Source organism: Azospirillum sp. NS33 (assembly GCF_059703765.1).
The window spans coordinates 105720-121976 of the sequence record NZ_BAAKJB010000007.1; the positions used below are offsets into that span (position 1 = coordinate 105720).

Below are 16257 nucleotides of genomic sequence, written 5' to 3' on the forward strand. Positions count from 1 at the left end.
TGTGTCACAAGCGGTATCCCTGTATGCTGCGGCTCCGATCACGGGGGGCCGGATCATGAGCGAAAGGTCCAATGCGGCGACGGTGCTGGCTGCGGCCGCGGCTGCGTCCGGAGACATCGCCTATGTCTGGGACCTGCGCGCCGACACCGTCGCCTGGGCCGGCGCCATCGCGGCGCTGTTCGGCCCCGCCGCGGCGGGCGCCCCTCCCGACGAGTCCCCCGGCGATCCCTGTGGCGGCCGGTTGCGCGAGCGGGTCGCCACGGCCGACCGCCGTGGCCGGCGCCGGGCGCTGGCCGGCGGGCGGACCACCCGGGACGGCCGGTACGACTGCGTCTATCGGCTGCGGCTGGCCGACGGCGCGCACCACTGGGTTCAGGACCGCGGCATCATCGAGCGGGACACCGACGGTGCGGTGCGGCGGGCGTGTGGCATGCTGCGGGTGATCGGGGCCGGGGTGGGTCTCGACGCGGCGGTCGATGCGGCGAGGGAGCGGCGGGCCGCCACCGACCCGTTGGCCGGGCTGCCTAACCGCCGTGGCCTGCGCGGCGGGCTCGCCGTCGCTATGGCGACGGCACCGGCCACCTATCTCACCATCGGCATCGACGCGCTGAGCCTGCTCAACGACGCCTTCGGCCACGCGGCGGCCGACGCGGTGGTCGCCGAAACGGCGCGGCGCGTGAAGGGATCACTGCCGGCGGGCGCGGTGGTGGGACGGTCGGGCGGCGACGTCTTCGGCGCGGTGTTGCCGGGATGCCGGGATGGTGCGGACGCGGCGGAGGCGGTGCTGGCAGCGGTGCGCACCGACCCGGTCGGCACGCCGGCCGGCCCCATCCACGTGACCGTGTCCATCGGCGGGGCCGCGTCCGGCGCGGCGGCACCCGCCGGACCGGCGCTGGCCGGCGCCCAGGCGGTGATGATCAACGCCGAGGCGGCGATGGCCGAGGCGAAGCGCCAGGGCCGCGATCGGTACTGGCCGCACGACGGCGAAAGCCCCGGCCGGCGCACGTTGTTGGCGTGCGTCGCCACGGGGCAGCGGGTCAGGACCGCGCTGGGCGACGGCAGCCTGCGCGTGGTCTACCAGCCCGTGGTCGACCGCTCCGGCGCGGTCGCCTACCACGAAGGCCTGGCCCGCATCGCCGTCGGCGACGCGCTCGTGCCCGCCGGGGATTTCATGCCGGCGGTGGAGCGGCTTTCCATGGCGCGCCGCCTCGACCACCATACCCTTGGCCTGGTGCTGGCGGACCTGCGGGCCGATCCGGCCGGAACCCTGGCGATGAACCTGTCGGCGGGGACGACCACCGACCGGACGTGGCTGGCGGCGCTCCACGCCGGCGTCGCCGGGCGGCAGGACGTCGCGCGCCGGCTGATCGTCGAGATCACGGAAACCGCGGCCATCGCCGACCTCGACGAAACCGCCCGGTTCATCGCGGCGGTGCGACGGCTGGGCTGCCGGGTCGCCCTCGACGATTTCGGTGCCGGCTACCTGTCGCACCGCCACGCCCGCGCGCTGCCGGTGGACATTGTCAAGATCGACGCCTCGTTCGTCGCCGATCTCGGTGCCTGCCCGGACGCCCTGCTGTTCATCCGCACCGTGGTCGGCATGGCCAGGGCCAACGGCCTGACGACCGTCGCCGAGGGGGTGGAGAGCGCCGGCCAGGCGGCGACCCTGTTCCGCGAAGGGGTGGATCTGATCCAGGGCTTCCATGTCGGCCGACCCCTGCCGGTGCGGGCGTGGGGCAGGGCGTCGGATCAGCGCTCCGCCACGGTGGTCGAGGCGATGGCCAGGGCGCGGGAGTAGAGGCCCGGCTCGGTCAGCAGTTCGCGAGCCACGTCGACGTCCACGTCGGGCTCATGCTCCTTCCAGGGGCAGGCCTCGCGCAGATGCGCCAGAGCGGCTTCGTCATCGGCCGCGGCGGCGCGCCATGACGCGATCTCCACCGGCAGACGGGCATGCCCGCCGCGCAGGTCGGCCAGCAGCGCGTGGGCGTCGTTCTGGTCGCGGCTGGTGCAGATGACGGGCTGCACGCCCTGGCGGTGCAGGGTGTAGCCGGCCGGCGTGTAGATGCGGCTCCAGGTCAGGAACAGCTCGCCGTCGTTGGGCAGGCGGGTGACCGTCTGGACGCTGCCCTTCCCATAGGACGACGCGCCGACGACGACCGCCCGGCCGCTGTCCTGCAGCGCCGCGGCCACCACCTCGGCCGAGGAGGCGGAGCGGCCGTCCACCAGCACCACCAGGGGCAGCCCGCCGGAGACGTCGTCGTCCGCCGCGTCGAAGCGCTGGCGGCTGTCGGGATGGCGGCCCTCGGTGGTGATGATCCGCCCGTTGGCGATGAACAGGTCGGCCACCGCCACCGCCTGGTCGAGCAGGCCGCCGGGGTTGCCGCGCAGGTCGAGGATCAGCCCGCGGACCGCCCCGCCGGCGCCGCGCAGGACGCCGGAGACGGCGTCGCGCAGCCGGCCCGCGGTGGCGGCGTTGAACCGGTCCACCTTGAGAATGGCGATTCCCTCGGCGTGGGCCACCGAGACGGTGTTGGGCACCACCCGTTCCCGCCGCACGGTGATCCGCCGGATCGAATGGTCGTCGTCGCGGCGCAGGGTCAGCGCCACCGCCGTGCCGGCCGGGCCGCGCAGCCGCTCGCGCAACGCGGTCTCGTCGATGTCGGCGGTGGGCACGTCGTCGACGGCGACCACCACGTCGCCGGTGCGGACACCGCCGCGCGCGGCGGGACCCTTGTCGATGACGGTGCGGACGGCATGCCGTCCGCCCAGGCTGTCGATCACCAGTCCGACACCGCCATACCCCTCGCGCTGCGCCCGCTCGTTGGTGGCACGCTCCGCGCCGGCGTAGCGGGAATAGCCGTCGAGATCGGCGGTCACCGCGTCGAAGACCGCCTGGTAGATGCGTTCCGCCGGTGCGTCGCGCAGCGGCAGGGAGCGGCTGCGCAGGCGGTCCACCGCGGCCGCCGTCAGCATCGCCCAGCCGCCGGCGGTGACCGGGAGGGGGGATGCATACACGGCGTCCGGCCCGTGTGACGCGTACACGCGGACGGCACCGGAATCGCGCTCGACGGTGACCGCCGGATCGATGCGGGTGAGGGCCTGGAGGCCGTCCATGCCGAGGCGGAGCATGTCGACGGGCTGGATGTACGCGTCGGCGATCCGACTGTAGCCGACGGCGAAGACGTGCTCGCTGACGTGGGGCAGGGCGGGGTCGCCGGCTGTGGCCGGACCGCCGGCCAGGCAGGCGACCGCCACGGCGGCGGTGCGCAGGGTGAGCGCGGCGCCCAGGGCGCGGGTGGTCCGTGCAAGCCCCTTGATCATGGCGCGCCGAGCGAACTCCCTTCGTTCCAATGGCGAAGAGATACCACTTTCGTTTGGAGAAGGGGTGGGACAACTTAGGACAAATTGCCCCGTTGTGTTCTACTTCCCACGGCCTGTTGCGCGTCTGCCACGATGGCCGCGGCGTGGCCCGGATGGCGGGGCGGTCCCCGCCCCGACGTCGTCACGCAGCCGGAACAGAGTGCTGCCGGTCAGCGGATCGGCCTCCACCACGACGACCTTGACGGCGGCGCCCAGACGGTAGGTCCGGCCGCCGCGCTGGCCGACCAGGGCGTGGGCGCGCTCGTCGTGCTCGTAGCGGTCGTCGGGCAGGGTCGAGGCGGGAATCAGCCCGTCGGCCCCGCTCTCGTCGAGACGCACGAACAGACCGAAGCGGGTGACACCGGTGACCCGCCCGCTGAAGGTGGCGCCGACATGCCCCGACAGGTAGGCCGCGGTGAAGCGGTCCACCGCATCGCGTTCCGCCGTCGCTGCCCGCCGCTCGGTCATGGTGATGTGTTCGGCGGCGTCGTCCAGCCCGGCCAGGGTGGCGTCGTCGAGCCCGCCGACCCCCAGCCCATGGGCACGGATCAGCGCGCGGTGCACCAGAAGGTCGGCGTAGCGGCGGATCGGCGAGGTGAAATGGGCGTAGCGGGCGAGCGCCAGGCCGAAATGCCCGATGTTCTCGGGGCTGTAGACCGCCTGGGCCTGGGCGCGCAGCACCAGTTCGCTGATGATCTGCGACTCCGCCGCCCCCTCGGCCCGGCGCAGCAGACGGGTGAAGTGCTCGGGCGTCGGGGCCTGGCCGCGGGCGAAGGCGTGCCCGGTGCCCTCCAGGAACTCCCGCAGCGCCTCCAGCTTCTCCACCGCGGGGCGGTCGTGCACCCGGTAGACGCAGGGGACTCCCGCGGCCTCCAGGCTCTCCGCCGCGGCGACGTTGGCGCAGATCATGAACTCCTCGATCAGCCGGTGGCTGTCGAGGCGCTCGCGCACCGCGATCGCGGCGACCCGGCCGTCCCCGTCCAGGCGCACCTGCCGCTCCGGCAGGTCCAGCTCGAGGGTGCCGCGCGCCGCCCGGGCCTTCCACAGGCAGGCGAAGGCGCCGTAGAGCGGGGCCAGAACCGGTTCCACCAGAGGGCCGGTGGCATCGTCCGGCCGGCCGTCGCGCGCCGCCTGCACCTGCTCGTAGGTGAGCCGCGCCGCCGAGCGCATCAGCGCCCGCTCGAAGCGATGGCGTCTCAGGACGCCGGCGGCGTCGATCCAGAGATGGACGGCGAGGCACCCGCGTTCCTCGCCGGGCCGAAGCGAGCACAGGTCGTTGGACAGCGCCTCCGGCAGCATCGGCACGACGCGGTCGGGAAAATAGGCGGAGTTGCCGCGCTCGAACGCGGCGCGGTCGAGCGGCGCGCCCGGGCGGACGTAGTAGGCCACGTCGGCGATCGCCACCAGCAGGTGCCAGCCGCCGGGATTTCCCGGATCCGGGTCGGCCTCCGCCCACACGGCGTCGTCGAAATCGCGGGCGTCGGCGCCGTCGATGGTGACCAGCGGCACGTCGCGCAGGTCACTCCGGCCACGCAGCGGCGGCACCTTGGCGAGCCGTGCCTCGGTGTCCGCGGCGTGGGGGAAGACGGTGGGAAGGCCGTGGGTGTGGATGGCGATGAGGCTGACCGCCCGCGGCTCGGAACTCGGGCCGATGCGTTCCACCACCCGCCCCAGGGCGCGGCCGAGGCGGCTGGCCGGCAGAACCTCGGCCAGCACCAGGTCGCCGTCCTGCGCACCCTCGGCGTTGGCGGGCAGCACCGCCAGCTCGGCCGGGTTGCGCCGGTCCGTGGGCACGATCCGGGCGCCGTCGGCGCCCAGCCGGTAGACCCCGAGCACCCGGCCGACCGTGCCATCGAGGCGCCGGATGGTGCGCGCCTGGTAGAGCCGCTCATTGATGCGCTTCAGGCGGGCCAGCACCCGGTCGCCGGGGCGGAGTGCCGGCTGCCCCGTCTTATCCGGCATCATGAAGATGCGCGGCGGGTCGCCGTCGCCGCTCCAGGTCAGCGGGCGGGCCAGCACCTCGCCGTCGGTGTCGATCGCCGTCGCTTCCAGCACGGTGACTTCGGGCAGGGACTGCGGCGGCGCCATCCGTTTGCCGCGCCCGCGCTCCACGGCACCCTCGGCCTCGAGCCCGCGCATCACCTCCTTCAGGCGTTCGCGTTCGGCCGACCCGGACAGCTTGAACGCCCGCGCCACCTCCCGCTTGCCGACGGGAACCGGGCTGTTGCGGATGAAGGCGAGGATGGCGTCGCGGGTCGGGAAGGGGCGCGGCGGCGGCGGCATGGCGCTCCGGAAATGGAGGGGGGCTCCCCACCCCCGTGGACGCCCCGCGTGGGCGGGCCCGGGGGTGGGGCGGGCGCGTTACGCCCGCTTGCGCGATGGGGCCGGCTTGTCGCCGGCCGGTTCCTCGGCGGTGGCGGCGGACCCGGCCTTGCCCGCCGCGGCCTTGGCCGGCGCGGCCTTCTTCTTGGCCGGCGCCTTCTTCGGCTTGGCCGCGGCCGCGGCGGCGGTGGGGTCCCCGGCGGCGCTCGCGCTGGCCGTCTCGCTGGCCGTCCCGCTGGCCGCCTCTGTGGCCGGCGGTGCGGCCTTGCCCTTCTTGGCGGCGTCCTTGGCGGCCTTGGCGTCGAGCAGTTCCAGCGCCTGCTCCAGGGTCACCGACTCCGGCTCGGTCCCCTTGGGGATCGAGGCGTAGAGGGAGGCGTGCTTGACATAGGGCCCGAACCGCCCGGCGCCGACGGTGATCGGCTTGCCGGTCTTGGGATGGTCGCCCAGCGTGCGGCCCGGCGTCGCCGCCTTCTTGGCCGCCTCGCCCAGCAGCACCACGGCGCGGTTCAGTCCGATGGTCAGCACGTCGTCGTCCGGCGGCAGGGACTTGTAGGCCGGGCCGTGCTTGAGGTACGGGCCGAACCGCCCGATTCCGGCCTGGATCTCCTGCCCCGTTTCCGGGTGCACGCCGACCGGGCGCGGCAGCGCCAGGAGGCGCAGCGCGGTGTCCCGATCGACCTCGGTCGCCGCGAGGTTCTTGGGCAGCGACACCCGCTTGGGCTTCGGCGCGTCGTCCTTCGCCTTCTTGCCCTTCTTGGGCTTGTCGGCGGCGGGCGGTGGCGGCGCCTCCTCGCTGCCGCGCGGCGGGCCGAGCTGGATGTAGGCCCCGTACGGGCCGCGGCGCACCGTCACGGGCAGGCCGGTCTCGGGATCGTCGCCCAGGTCGCGGGGGCCGTCCAGGGCGTCCGGCGCGTCGTCGTTGGCGACCGTCAGCGGCCGGGTGTACCGGCATTCCGGGTAGTTGGAGCAGCCGATGAAGGCGCCCATCTTGCCCAGCTTGAGGCCGAGGCGGCCCTGCTGGCACTTGGGGCAGACGCGCGCCGTCGCCGCGTCCTGGCCGTCCGCCGGGGTGGGGAAGAAGTGGGCCCCCAGCTCCTCGTCCAGGGTGGTGAGGACCTGGGTGATGGTCAGGTCCTTGGTGCCCTCCACCGCCTGGATGAACGCCTGCCAGAACTCCCGCAGCACCGTCTTCCAGTCGATGGCGCCGCCGGAAATGTCGTCGAGCTGGTTCTCCAGGTCGGCGGTGAAATTGTACTCGACGTAGCGATTGAAGAAGTTCTTGAGGAACGCGGTGACCAGCCGGCCACGATCCTCCGGCTGGAAGCGGCGCTTCTCCAGCTTCACGTAGTCGCGGTCCTGCAGCACCTGCAGGATCGAGGCGTAGGTGGAGGGGCGGCCGATCCCCAGCTCCTCCAGCTTCTTCACTAGGCTGGCCTCGGTGTAGCGGGGTGGCGGCTGGGTGAAGTGCTGGGACGGGGTGACCGCACGCCGCTCCACGCCGTCGCCCTCGGCCATCGCCGGCAGGCGGCGGTCCTGGTCGTCGGCGGGACCGGAGGCGTCCTCGTCTTGCTCCTGGTAGACGCGCATGAAGCCGTCGAAGACGACCATCGAGCCGGTCGCCCGCATCACCACGTCCCTGGAGGGCGAGGCGAGGTCGACGGCCACCTGGTCGAGCACGGCGCTCTCCATCTGGCTGGCCACCGTGCGCTTCCAGACGAGGTCGTAGAGGCGCAGCTCGTCGCTTTCCAGATAGGCGGCGACGCTCTCCGGCTTGCGGTAGAGGTCGGTGGGACGGATCGCCTCGTGGGCCTCCTGGGCGTTCTTGGCGGCGGTCTTGTAGACCCGCGGCGCGTCCGGCACGTAGCTGTCGCCCCACAGCGAGCCGATCAGGCCGCGGGCCGCGCCGATCGCCTCCTGGGACAGGGTGACGCCGTCGGTTCGCATGTAGGTGATCAGGCCGACGGTCTCGCCGCCGATGTCGACGCCTTCGTAAAGGCGCTGGGCGACGCGCATGGTGCGGGTGGCGCCGAAGCCCAGCTTGCGCGACGCCTCCTGCTGCAGGGTCGAGGTGGTGAAGGGCGGGTAGGGGTTGCGCCGCACCTGGCGGCGCTCCACCGCCGCCACCGCCACATCGCTGGCGAGGATGCGGGCGACCGCGGCCTCGGCCGCCTCCCGGGTGGCGATCGCCATGCGGTCGAGGCGCTTGCCGTCGAGCTGGGTGAGGTGGGCGGTGAAGGTGGCCCCGGCGGCGGTCGCGTACAGCCCCTCGATCGACCAGTATTCCTGGGCCCGGAAGATCTCGATGTCGGCTTCGCGCTCGCACACCAGGCGCAGCGCCACCGACTGCACCCGCCCGGCCGAGCGGGAACCCGGGAGCTTGCGCCACAGCACCGGCGACAGGGTGAAGCCGACGAGGTAGTCCAGCGCGCGCCGCGCCAGATAGGCGTCCACCAGCTCGCGGCTGACCTGGCGCGGACTGGCGATGGCGGCCTGCACCGCGCTCTTGGTGATCTCGTTGAAGGTGATGCGCTGGACGTCGACCTTGTCCAGCAGATTCTTGTCCCGCAGCACCTCGGTGAGGTGCCAGGCGATGGCCTCACCCTCGCGATCCGGGTCGGTGGCGAGGTAGACGCGCGTGGCCCCGCGCACCGCCTTGGCGATCTCGTCGATGTGGCGCCGGGAACGCTCCCCCAGCTCCCACTCCATCGAGAAATCGTCGTCCGGGCGCACCGATCCGTCGCGCGCCGGCAGGTCCCGGACATGGCCGAAGCTTGCCACGACCGTGTAGTCGGACCCGAGATACTTGTTGATGGTCTTCGCCTTGGCCGGCGATTCCACGATGACGACGTTGCTGCCCGGCAAGTGACCCTCGCCCTTCCTGTGCGGCGGAAACTGGAGAGACCGCGGTCAGATCACATTGATCCGATGGCCTGGTTGGCGCTGCACGCGCCCGGCCAGTTCCAGCTCCAGCACGACGGTCAACACCACGGGTGGTGACAATTGGCACCCGCGGACCAGTTCGTCAATGCCAACCGGTGTCGGGCTGAGGTTTTCCAGCACGATGCGGCGCGCGTGTTCCAGTTCGCTGTCGTCGGGAGGCATGGGCGTGGCGGCGGTGAAGAGGTCGCGGTCACGCTCGCCGAGGCTCGGCGGGCGCAGGTGGGCGAAGACGCGCAGCACGTCCTCGGCGGTCTCCACCAGGGTGGCGCCCTGGCGAATCAGGTTGTTCGGCCCCTGGCAGCGGGGGTCGCGGGGCGACCCGGGAACGGCGAACACCTCGCGGCCCTGCTCCAGCGCCATCCGGGCGGTGATCAGCGAGCCCGACCGGGGCGCCGCCTCGACCACCAGGACGCCCAGCGACAACCCGGAGATCAGCCGGTTGCGGCGCGGGAAATGGCGGGCCTGGGGCGTCGTGCCCACGGGGGATTCGGCGACGATCGCGCCCTGGGCGGCGATCGCCTGCTGGAGCGCCCGGTTCTCCTCGGGGTAGACCACGTCGATGCCGCCGGCCACCACCGCCACCGTGCCGCTGGCAAGCGCCCCGTCATGGGCCGCCGCGTCGATGCCGCGGGCCAGCCCGGACGCCACCACCAGGCCGGCGGCGCCGAGGTCGCGCGCCACCTCCCGGGCGAAGGTGCGGCCGTTGAGCGAGGCGTTGCGCGCCCCGACCACGCCGATGCACCGCCGCTCCAGCAGATGCGGATGGCCGAGCACCGAGAGCACCGGCGGGGCGTCGTCGATCGCCGCGAGCGGCTCGGGATAGCCCGGCTCACCGGTGAACAGAAGGCGTGCGCCGGCCCGGGCGACGGCATCGATCTCCCGCTCCGCCTCGGCCCGCGAGGTGACCCGCAGCGGCTTGGCCCGGCCGCCGCGCCGCGCCAGCTCGGGCAGGGCCTGGATGGCCGCGCCGCCGCTGCCGTAGCGCTCCAGCAGCCGGTGGAAGGTGATCGGGCCGACGTTCTCGGTCCGGATCAGGCGGAGCCGGTCCAGGCGTTCGGTGTCGGACAGGGGACGGCGCGGGTGCGTCATGCCCCTCACTATCCGCAACCGGGAAGCGCCCGTCCAGCGGCGAATGCGCGCGACGGGCGCCTCAGGCCGGCGCGGTGGCGCCCGTCGCGCCGGAGCCGCGGCGAACCTGAACCAGTTCGGCGAGGATCGAGACCGCGATCTCGGCCTGCGAGACGGCGCCGATCCGCAGGCCGACCGGGGCGTGCAGGCGCCCCAGGTCGGCGTCGCCCAGGCCCTCGGCGCGCAGCCGCTCGCAGCGCAGCGCGTGGGTGCGCCGGCTGCCCAGCGCGCCGACATAGAAGGCGGGCGAGCGCAGCGCCGCGGCGAGCGCCGGATCGTCCAGCTTGGGGTCGTGGGTGAGGGTCACGACCGCCGTGCGGGTGTCCGGGGCCAGCGCCGCCAGCGCCTCGTCGGGCCAGTCGTCGCGTAGCGCGACGCCGGGAAAGCGCTCGGCCGTGGCGAAGGCGCCGCGCGGATCGACCACGGTGACGGCGTAGCCGGCCAGCGCCGCCATCGGCACCAGCGACTGGGCGATGTGCACGGCGCCGACGACGATCAGGCGCAGCGGCGGGTTGAAGACGGTGACGAACAGCCGGACATCGTCGTCCTCGTCACCGAGCCGTCCGCTGCGGTCGGCGGCCACCAGCGCCCGCACCGCGGCGGCGCGGGCGTCGTCCAGGGCGAAGGCGCCGTGCACCGCCGCCTCGCTCACCAGGGACTGCAGGCCGGTGGTCAGGTCGGTGACCAGGGCGACCGGCACCTTCGCCGCGCGCACCTCGAGCAGGCGGTCGAGCAGGGGGCGTTTCATTCCACCGCCTCCACATACACCCGCACGGTGCCGCCGCAGGCGAGGCCGACCTCCCACGCCCGCTCGTCGCTGACGCCGAAGGTCAGGATCCGCACCTCGCCGGAGTCCATCACCGCGCGCGCCGCGTCGACCACCGCGCCCTCGATGCAGCCGCCCGACACCGACCCGACCATCGCCCCGTCCTCGGCGACCGCCAGTTGGCTGCCCACCGGGCGCGGCGAGGAGCCCCAGGTGTCCACGACGGTGGCCAGCGCCACCTTGCGGCCCGCGGCGTGCCAGGCCGCCGCCTGGGCCAGCACGTCGGCGGTTGTGGCTTCGATCTCAGGCATCGGACGACTCCTCGGCTCGCCGGACCGGCGCGACGCTCGCGCCTCCCCCGTTCCAAGCATAGCGGCGGGCGTCGGGGCGCGGTCAAGCGGGCTTCAGGTGAACAGCGCCAAAAGCAGCAGCGTGGCGGCGATCACCAGGGGGATCCACAGGGTCGGCGGCATGACGGTGGCTCGGCGGGGCGGTGGAGGGGGGCGGCGGGCGAGGGTGGCGCGGCGCGGGCCGGCGGGTTACAGTCGTCCGCACCATCTCCTGTTGACCATACGAACAAAACAACGAAGGGGGGCAAGCGATGAAGCGTTTCCTTGCGGCCGTCGGGATCTGCCTGGCCGCCACCGTGCCGGCCCGCGCCGAGGAGTTCATCACCGTGCTGACCGGCGGCACCAGCGGCGTCTACTACCCGCTCGGCGTGGCGCTGACGACGATCTACGGGGAAACCATCCCCGAGGCCAAGGTGACGGTGCAATCGACCAAGGCGTCGGTCGAGAACCTGAACCTGCTGCAGGCCGGCCGCGGCGAGATCGCCTTCACCCTCGGCGATTCGCTGGGCGACGCCTGGAAGGGCAACGAGGAGGTCGGCTTCAAGCAGAAGCTGGACAAGCTGCGCTCGATCAGCGCGATCTATCCCAACTTCATCCAGGTCGTGGCCACCAAGGACAGCGGCATCGCCTCCCTGGCCGACCTCAAGGGCAAGCGCGTCTCCGTCGGCCCGCCCAAGTCGGGGACGGAGCTCAACGCCCGCGCCATCTTCGGCGCCGCAGGCTTCGCCTACGACGCGTTCGCCAAGACCGAATACCTGCCGTTCGGCGAATCCGTCGACCTGATGAAGAACCGGCAGCTCGACGCCGCGGTGATCTCCGCGGGCCTGGGCGTCGCCGCGATCAAGGACCTCGCTTCGTCGGTCGCCATCACCATCGTGCCGGTCCCGGCCGACGTGGTGGCGACGGTCGGCGATGCCGCCTACGTCGCCGAGACGGTGCCGGCCGGCACCTACCAGGGCCAGGAGCAGGCGGTGCCCACGGCGGCGGTGCGCAACTACCTGGTCACCCATTCCGGGGTGTCCGACGACGTCGCCTACGCCATGGCGAAGGGGTTGTTCGACCATCTCGACCAGATGGTGGCAGCCCACGCCGCGGCGAAGCGCATCAACCTCGACGCCGGCGCGGCCAAGGGGCCGGTGCCGTTGCACCCCGGCGCGGAGCGGTTCTTCAAGGAGAAGGGTCTCCTCTGACCCTGCGGCGGCACCGCCCTCCGCCACCGGCGTCCGGTGGTGGAGGGGCTTCGCCGCCGGTCGCGACCCCGCCTCCGTTCCCGCCTCCCGCACGCCAGGGCCGCTCCCCATGACCACCGCCCCCGACCGAGAGCCCGGCGCGCCCGCACGGCCCGCCGTGGTCGACCGGGAGTCGCCCGGCAGCCTCGCCGCTTTCGAAGGCGGCGACGGCCGGGTGCTGTTCGCGATCGCCATCGCCTTCTCGGTGTTCCAGATCTGGACGGCGGCGTTCAACCCGCTGTCCAGCCTGGTGGTCCGGTCGATCCACGTGGGCTTCCTGCTGCTGCTGACCTACACCCTGTTCGGCTTCCGTGCCGGCGACCGGCGGCGGGTGCCGTGGCATGGCTGGCTGCTGGGGGCGTTGGGCTTCACCATCGGGCTCTACCACTGGTATTTCGAGCACGACCTGATCCTGCGCGCCGGCGACCCCAGCGACCTCGACCTGGTGGTCGGCAGCGTCGGCATCGTTCTCGTGTTCGAGGCGGCGCGGCGCCTGATGGGGTGGGCGCTGCCGCTGCTGTGCGGCGTCTTCATCCCCTACGCCTATTTCGGGCGGTCCCTGCCGTCGGGCCTGGCCCACCGCGGCTACGGGCCGGACCAAATCGTCGACACCCTGTTCTTTTCCACCGAGGGGATCTTCGGCACGCCGATCTTCGTCTCGGCCACCTTCATCTTCCTGTTCATCCTGTTCGGCGCCTTCCTGGAGCGCGCCGGCATGATCAAGCTGTTCAACGACGTCGCCCTGGGGCTGGTCGGCCGGGCGAAGGGCGGGCCGGCCAAGGTGGCGGTGATCTCCTCGGGCTTCATGGGAACCATCAACGGCTCCGGCGTGGCCAACGTGCTGACCACCGGACAGTTCACGATTCCCCTGATGAAGCGCTTCGGCTACCGCCCGGCCTTCGCCGGCGCGGTCGAGGCCACCTCGAGCATGGGCGGCCAGCTCATGCCGCCGGTGATGGGGGCGGCCGCCTTCATCATGGCCGAGACCATCGGCGTGCCGTTCAGCGACATCGCCATCGCCGCCGCCATTCCCGCGCTGCTCTATTTCGGCAGCGCCTTCTGGATGGTCCACCTGGAGGCCGGCCGGAAGAACCTGGTCGGGCTGCCGGCCGAGGAATGCCCCAGCGCGCTGCGCGCCGTGGTCGATGGCTGGTACCTGCTGCTGCCGCTGGTGGCGCTGGTCTACCTGCTGTTCTCGGGCTTCACGCCGCTGTTCGCCGGGGTGATCGGCCTGGCGACCACGGCGGCGCTGATCCTGGGGATGCGGATCACCGCGGCGACGGCGTCGCTGGCCGTGCGGACGGTGTTCTGGGTGGCGGTCGGGCTGGCCGCCGCCGCCCTGTGGCGGCTGGGATTCCGCACCGAGGAGCTCGCCTTCATCGTGGTGGCCGGCCTGGTGGTGCCGTGCCTGGCGGTCCGCGGCGGGCGGGCGACGGTGGTGATGCTGGTCCACAGCCTTGCCGAGGGGGCCAAGAACGCGCTCGGCGTCGGCATCGCCTGCGCCCTGGTGGGCGTCCTGATCGGGGTGCTGTCGCTCACCGGCCTGGCGTCGGGCATCGCCGCGCTGATCGTCCAGCTCTCCGGCGGCCACCTGCTTCTGGCGCTGCTGCTGACGATGGTCGCCTGCATCGCGCTGGGCACCGGACTGCCGACCACCGCCAACTACATCGTCACCAGCGCCATCGCGGCCCCCGCGCTGCTGCAGATGGGCGTGCCGCTGATCGTCAGCCACATGTTCGTCTTCTATTTCGGCATCATGGCCGACCTGACGCCGCCGGTGGCCCTGGCCGCCCTGGCGGCGTCCTCGATCGCCCGCGCCGGGCATCTGGAGATCGGCTTCCTGGCCACCCGAATCGCCATGGCCGGCTACGTCGTGCCGCTGATGGCGGTCTACAACCCGGCCCTGATGCTGCAATCGCCGGACGTGATCGACACCCTCTACATGCTGGTCAAGGCCAGCCTGGGGATCATGCTGTGGGGCGGGGCGGCGATCGGCTATTTCTGGACCCCGTTGGGCTGGGTGGCGCGGATCGCCGCCGCCGGCTCGGCCTTCCTCTTCGTCCTCGCCCTGCCGGTCACCGACGAGGCGGCGTTCGCCGCCACGGCCCTGTTCATGGGCTGGCAGCGCTGGGCGCTGCTCCGCCAGCGCGCGCGCGCCGCCGCACCGGCGCCGGGCACCCCATGAGCGCGGCTCTGTGCATCATGGCGCTGGGCGGGGCGGTGCTCGCCACGATTCCCGGCGATCGCTTCACCTTGTCCTGGACCCACTCCATCGAGAAGACGGGCTGGCGGGAGGACTGGCGCCTCACCGACGGGCGCCTGGTGCTGGACGAGGCGCGGGTGCAGGGCAGCGGCGCCGGCATGGAGGCGGGGGAGGGGGCGCGGCTGGTCGGCGGCTGGTGGCGCTGGGTCCCGGCGGTGCCGCCCCAGGACCGCATCGTGCTGGCGGCGTCCGCCTTCACCGACGATCACCGGTTGTGTTCGCGGGGCGACTGCCGACCCCTGCACGCATGGCTGGACGTGGTTCCCGGCAACAGCCCTCTGGCGCTGCGAGCCTGCCCATAGGTGGCACCACCATGGGGCGCTTTCGGCTTGGCTTAAGGTGCCCCGATACGCATACTGCGGGCCCTGCCGACAATACCGCCTGCACAATGACCTCTGTCGACGATTGGCGCCACCGCGCCCGCCTTCTCGTGTCCCGCACGCTCGCGGGTGCGCTCGCCCTGATGCTGGTGCCGCTGCCGGCGGTCGCCGCCGCGGTCGCGGAGGGGGGGGCGCACGCGCTTCCCCATCTCGATGGCGCCGACCTCGGCCTGGCCTGGGTGATTCCGTTCGCCGGCATCCTGCTGTCCATCGCCATCATGCCGCTGGCCGCGCCGAACCTCTGGCATCACCATTTCGGCAAGATCGCCGCGGCCTGGGGGATCGCCTTCATGGCGCCGTTCGCCGTGGTGTTCGGCGTGCCGCTCGCCGTCTACGAGCTGCTGCACGTGGCGCTGCTGGAGTACATCCCCTTCATCGTCCTGCTCACCGCGCTGTTCACGGTGGCCGGGGGCGTGCGCCTCAAGGGGAAGCTGGTGGGCACCCCCGTGGTCAACACCATGACCCTGCTGCTCGGCACGATGCTCGCCAGCTTCATGGGGACGACCGGGGCGGCGATGCTGCTGATCCGCCCGCTCATCCGCGCCAACGAGCACCGCAAGCACAAGGTGCACACGCTGGTCTTCTTCATCTTCCTGGTGGCCAACATCGGCGGCTCCCTGACGCCGCTGGGCGACCCGCCGCTGTTCCTCGGCTTCCTCAAGGGCGTGTCGTTCTTCTGGCCGACCACCCACATGTTCCTGCCGATGATGATGATGGCGGCGATCCTGCTGGCCATCTACTTCGCGCTCGACACCTGGTACCACGGCCGCGAGCCCGGCCCGGCGCCGCAGGTCGACGGCCAGGCGGAGCCGCTGGCCCTGGAGGGCAAGGTCAACCTGCTGCTGCTGCTGGGCGTCATGGGCGCGGTGCTGCTGAGCGGCGTCTGGCACCCCGGCACCTTCGAGATCTATCATGTGACGGTGCCGTGGGAGAGCGTGGCCAGCCAGATCCTGCTGCTCGCCATCACCGGCCTGTCGCTCAAGCTCACCAGCGACCAGAGCCGCCGCCTCAACGGCTTCACCTGGGGACCCATCGTCGAGGTGGCGAAGCTGTTCGCGGCGATCTTCCTGACCATCATCCCGGCCATAGCCATCCTGCGCTCCGGCTCCGCCGGTGCGCTGGGCGTCGTCATCGACGCCGTCAACACCCCCGACGGGCAGCCGATCCCGGCCATGTATTTCTGGGCCACCGGGGTGCTCTCCAGCTTCCTCGACAACGCCCCGACCTACCTCATCTTCTTCAACACCGCCGGCGGCGACGCGGTCCACCTGATGACCGACCTCGCCGTCACCCTGGCCGCCATCTCCTGCGGCGCGGTGTTCATGGGGGCCAACACCTACATCGGCAACGCCCCGAACTTCATGGTCAAGGCGATCGCCGAGGAGCGGGGCGTGCCGATGCCCAGCTTCTTCGGCTACATGGCCTGGTCCTGCGCCTTCCTGGTGCCGCTGTTCGCCCTGGTGACCCTGGTGTTCTTCCTCTGACCGCCGTGCAGCGGGGCGGCTCTCCGCCCCGC

11 protein-coding genes are annotated in these 16257 nt (G+C 72.5%); 5 read left to right on the forward strand and 6 right to left on the reverse strand.

Annotation, left to right across the window (positions count from 1 at the left end):
• Positions 1 to 55 precede the first annotated feature (55 nt).
• Positions 56 to 1798: an EAL domain-containing protein gene (locus tag AC6H2I_RS08835; RefSeq protein WP_497500239.1), complete on the forward strand. Its 1743-nt coding sequence runs from the start codon at positions 56 to 58 to the stop codon at positions 1796 to 1798.
• Here the strand turns inward: AC6H2I_RS08835 and AC6H2I_RS08840 are convergent.
• The 6 genes from AC6H2I_RS08840 to AC6H2I_RS08865 form a co-directional block, all read right to left on the reverse strand.
• The gene (locus tag AC6H2I_RS08840) at positions 1750 to 3321 is read right to left on the reverse strand and encodes a S41 family peptidase (RefSeq protein ID WP_497500240.1); all 1572 of its coding nucleotides are present in this window, start codon (positions 3319 to 3321) and stop codon (positions 1750 to 1752) included. The two genes, AC6H2I_RS08835 and AC6H2I_RS08840, sit on opposite strands and share 49 nt — an antisense overlap.
• 99 nt (positions 3322 to 3420) lie before the next feature.
• Positions 3421 to 5643 carry a ribonuclease R gene (gene rnr, locus AC6H2I_RS08845; protein WP_497500241.1) on the reverse strand — a complete coding sequence of 741 codons (2223 nt, stop codon included), beginning with the start codon at positions 5641 to 5643 and terminating at the stop codon, positions 3421 to 3423.
• 78 nt (positions 5644 to 5721) lie between these two features.
• Positions 5722 to 8547, reverse strand: a complete 2826-nt coding sequence (gene topA / locus AC6H2I_RS08850) for a type I DNA topoisomerase (protein WP_497500242.1) — start codon at positions 8545 to 8547, stop codon at positions 5722 to 5724.
• A gap of 45 nt (positions 8548 to 8592) precedes the next feature.
• On the reverse strand, positions 8593 to 9714 hold the full coding sequence (gene dprA / locus AC6H2I_RS08855) for a DNA-processing protein DprA (protein ID WP_497500243.1): 1122 nt from the start codon (positions 9712 to 9714) through the stop codon (positions 8593 to 8595).
• A gap of 61 nt (positions 9715 to 9775) precedes the next feature.
• A complete protein-coding gene (locus AC6H2I_RS08860; RefSeq protein WP_497500244.1) occupies positions 9776 to 10501 on the reverse strand; it encodes an XdhC family protein in 726 nt (241 codons plus the stop codon).
• Positions 10498 to 10830, reverse strand: coding sequence for an XdhC family protein (locus AC6H2I_RS08865; RefSeq protein WP_497500245.1), 333 nt, complete (start codon positions 10828 to 10830; stop codon positions 10498 to 10500). Before AC6H2I_RS08865 ends, AC6H2I_RS08860 begins: the two co-directional genes overlap by 4 nt.
• 290 nt (positions 10831 to 11120) lie before the next feature.
• Between AC6H2I_RS08865 and AC6H2I_RS08870 the strand changes: the two genes are divergently transcribed.
• The 4 genes from AC6H2I_RS08870 to AC6H2I_RS08885 all read left to right on the forward strand — a co-directional run bounded on the left by AC6H2I_RS08870 (position 11121) and on the right by AC6H2I_RS08885 (position 16225).
• Positions 11121 to 12059 carry a TAXI family TRAP transporter solute-binding subunit gene (locus AC6H2I_RS08870; protein WP_497500246.1) on the forward strand — a complete coding sequence of 313 codons (939 nt, stop codon included), beginning with the start codon at positions 11121 to 11123 and terminating at the stop codon, positions 12057 to 12059.
• Positions 12060 to 12168: 109 nt separating this feature from the next.
• A complete protein-coding gene (locus AC6H2I_RS08875) occupies positions 12169 to 14283 on the forward strand; it encodes a TRAP transporter permease (RefSeq protein ID WP_497500247.1) in 2115 nt (704 codons plus the stop codon).
• Positions 14280 to 14663 carry a DUF1850 domain-containing protein gene (locus AC6H2I_RS08880; RefSeq protein WP_497500248.1) on the forward strand — a complete coding sequence of 128 codons (384 nt, stop codon included), beginning with the start codon at positions 14280 to 14282 and terminating at the stop codon, positions 14661 to 14663. Before AC6H2I_RS08875 ends, AC6H2I_RS08880 begins: the two co-directional genes overlap by 4 nt.
• An 86-nt stretch (positions 14664 to 14749) precedes the next feature.
• Positions 14750 to 16225: a sodium:proton antiporter gene (locus AC6H2I_RS08885; RefSeq protein WP_497500249.1), complete on the forward strand. Its 1476-nt coding sequence runs from the start codon at positions 14750 to 14752 to the stop codon at positions 16223 to 16225.
• The last annotated feature ends 32 nt before the right edge of the window (positions 16226 to 16257 follow it).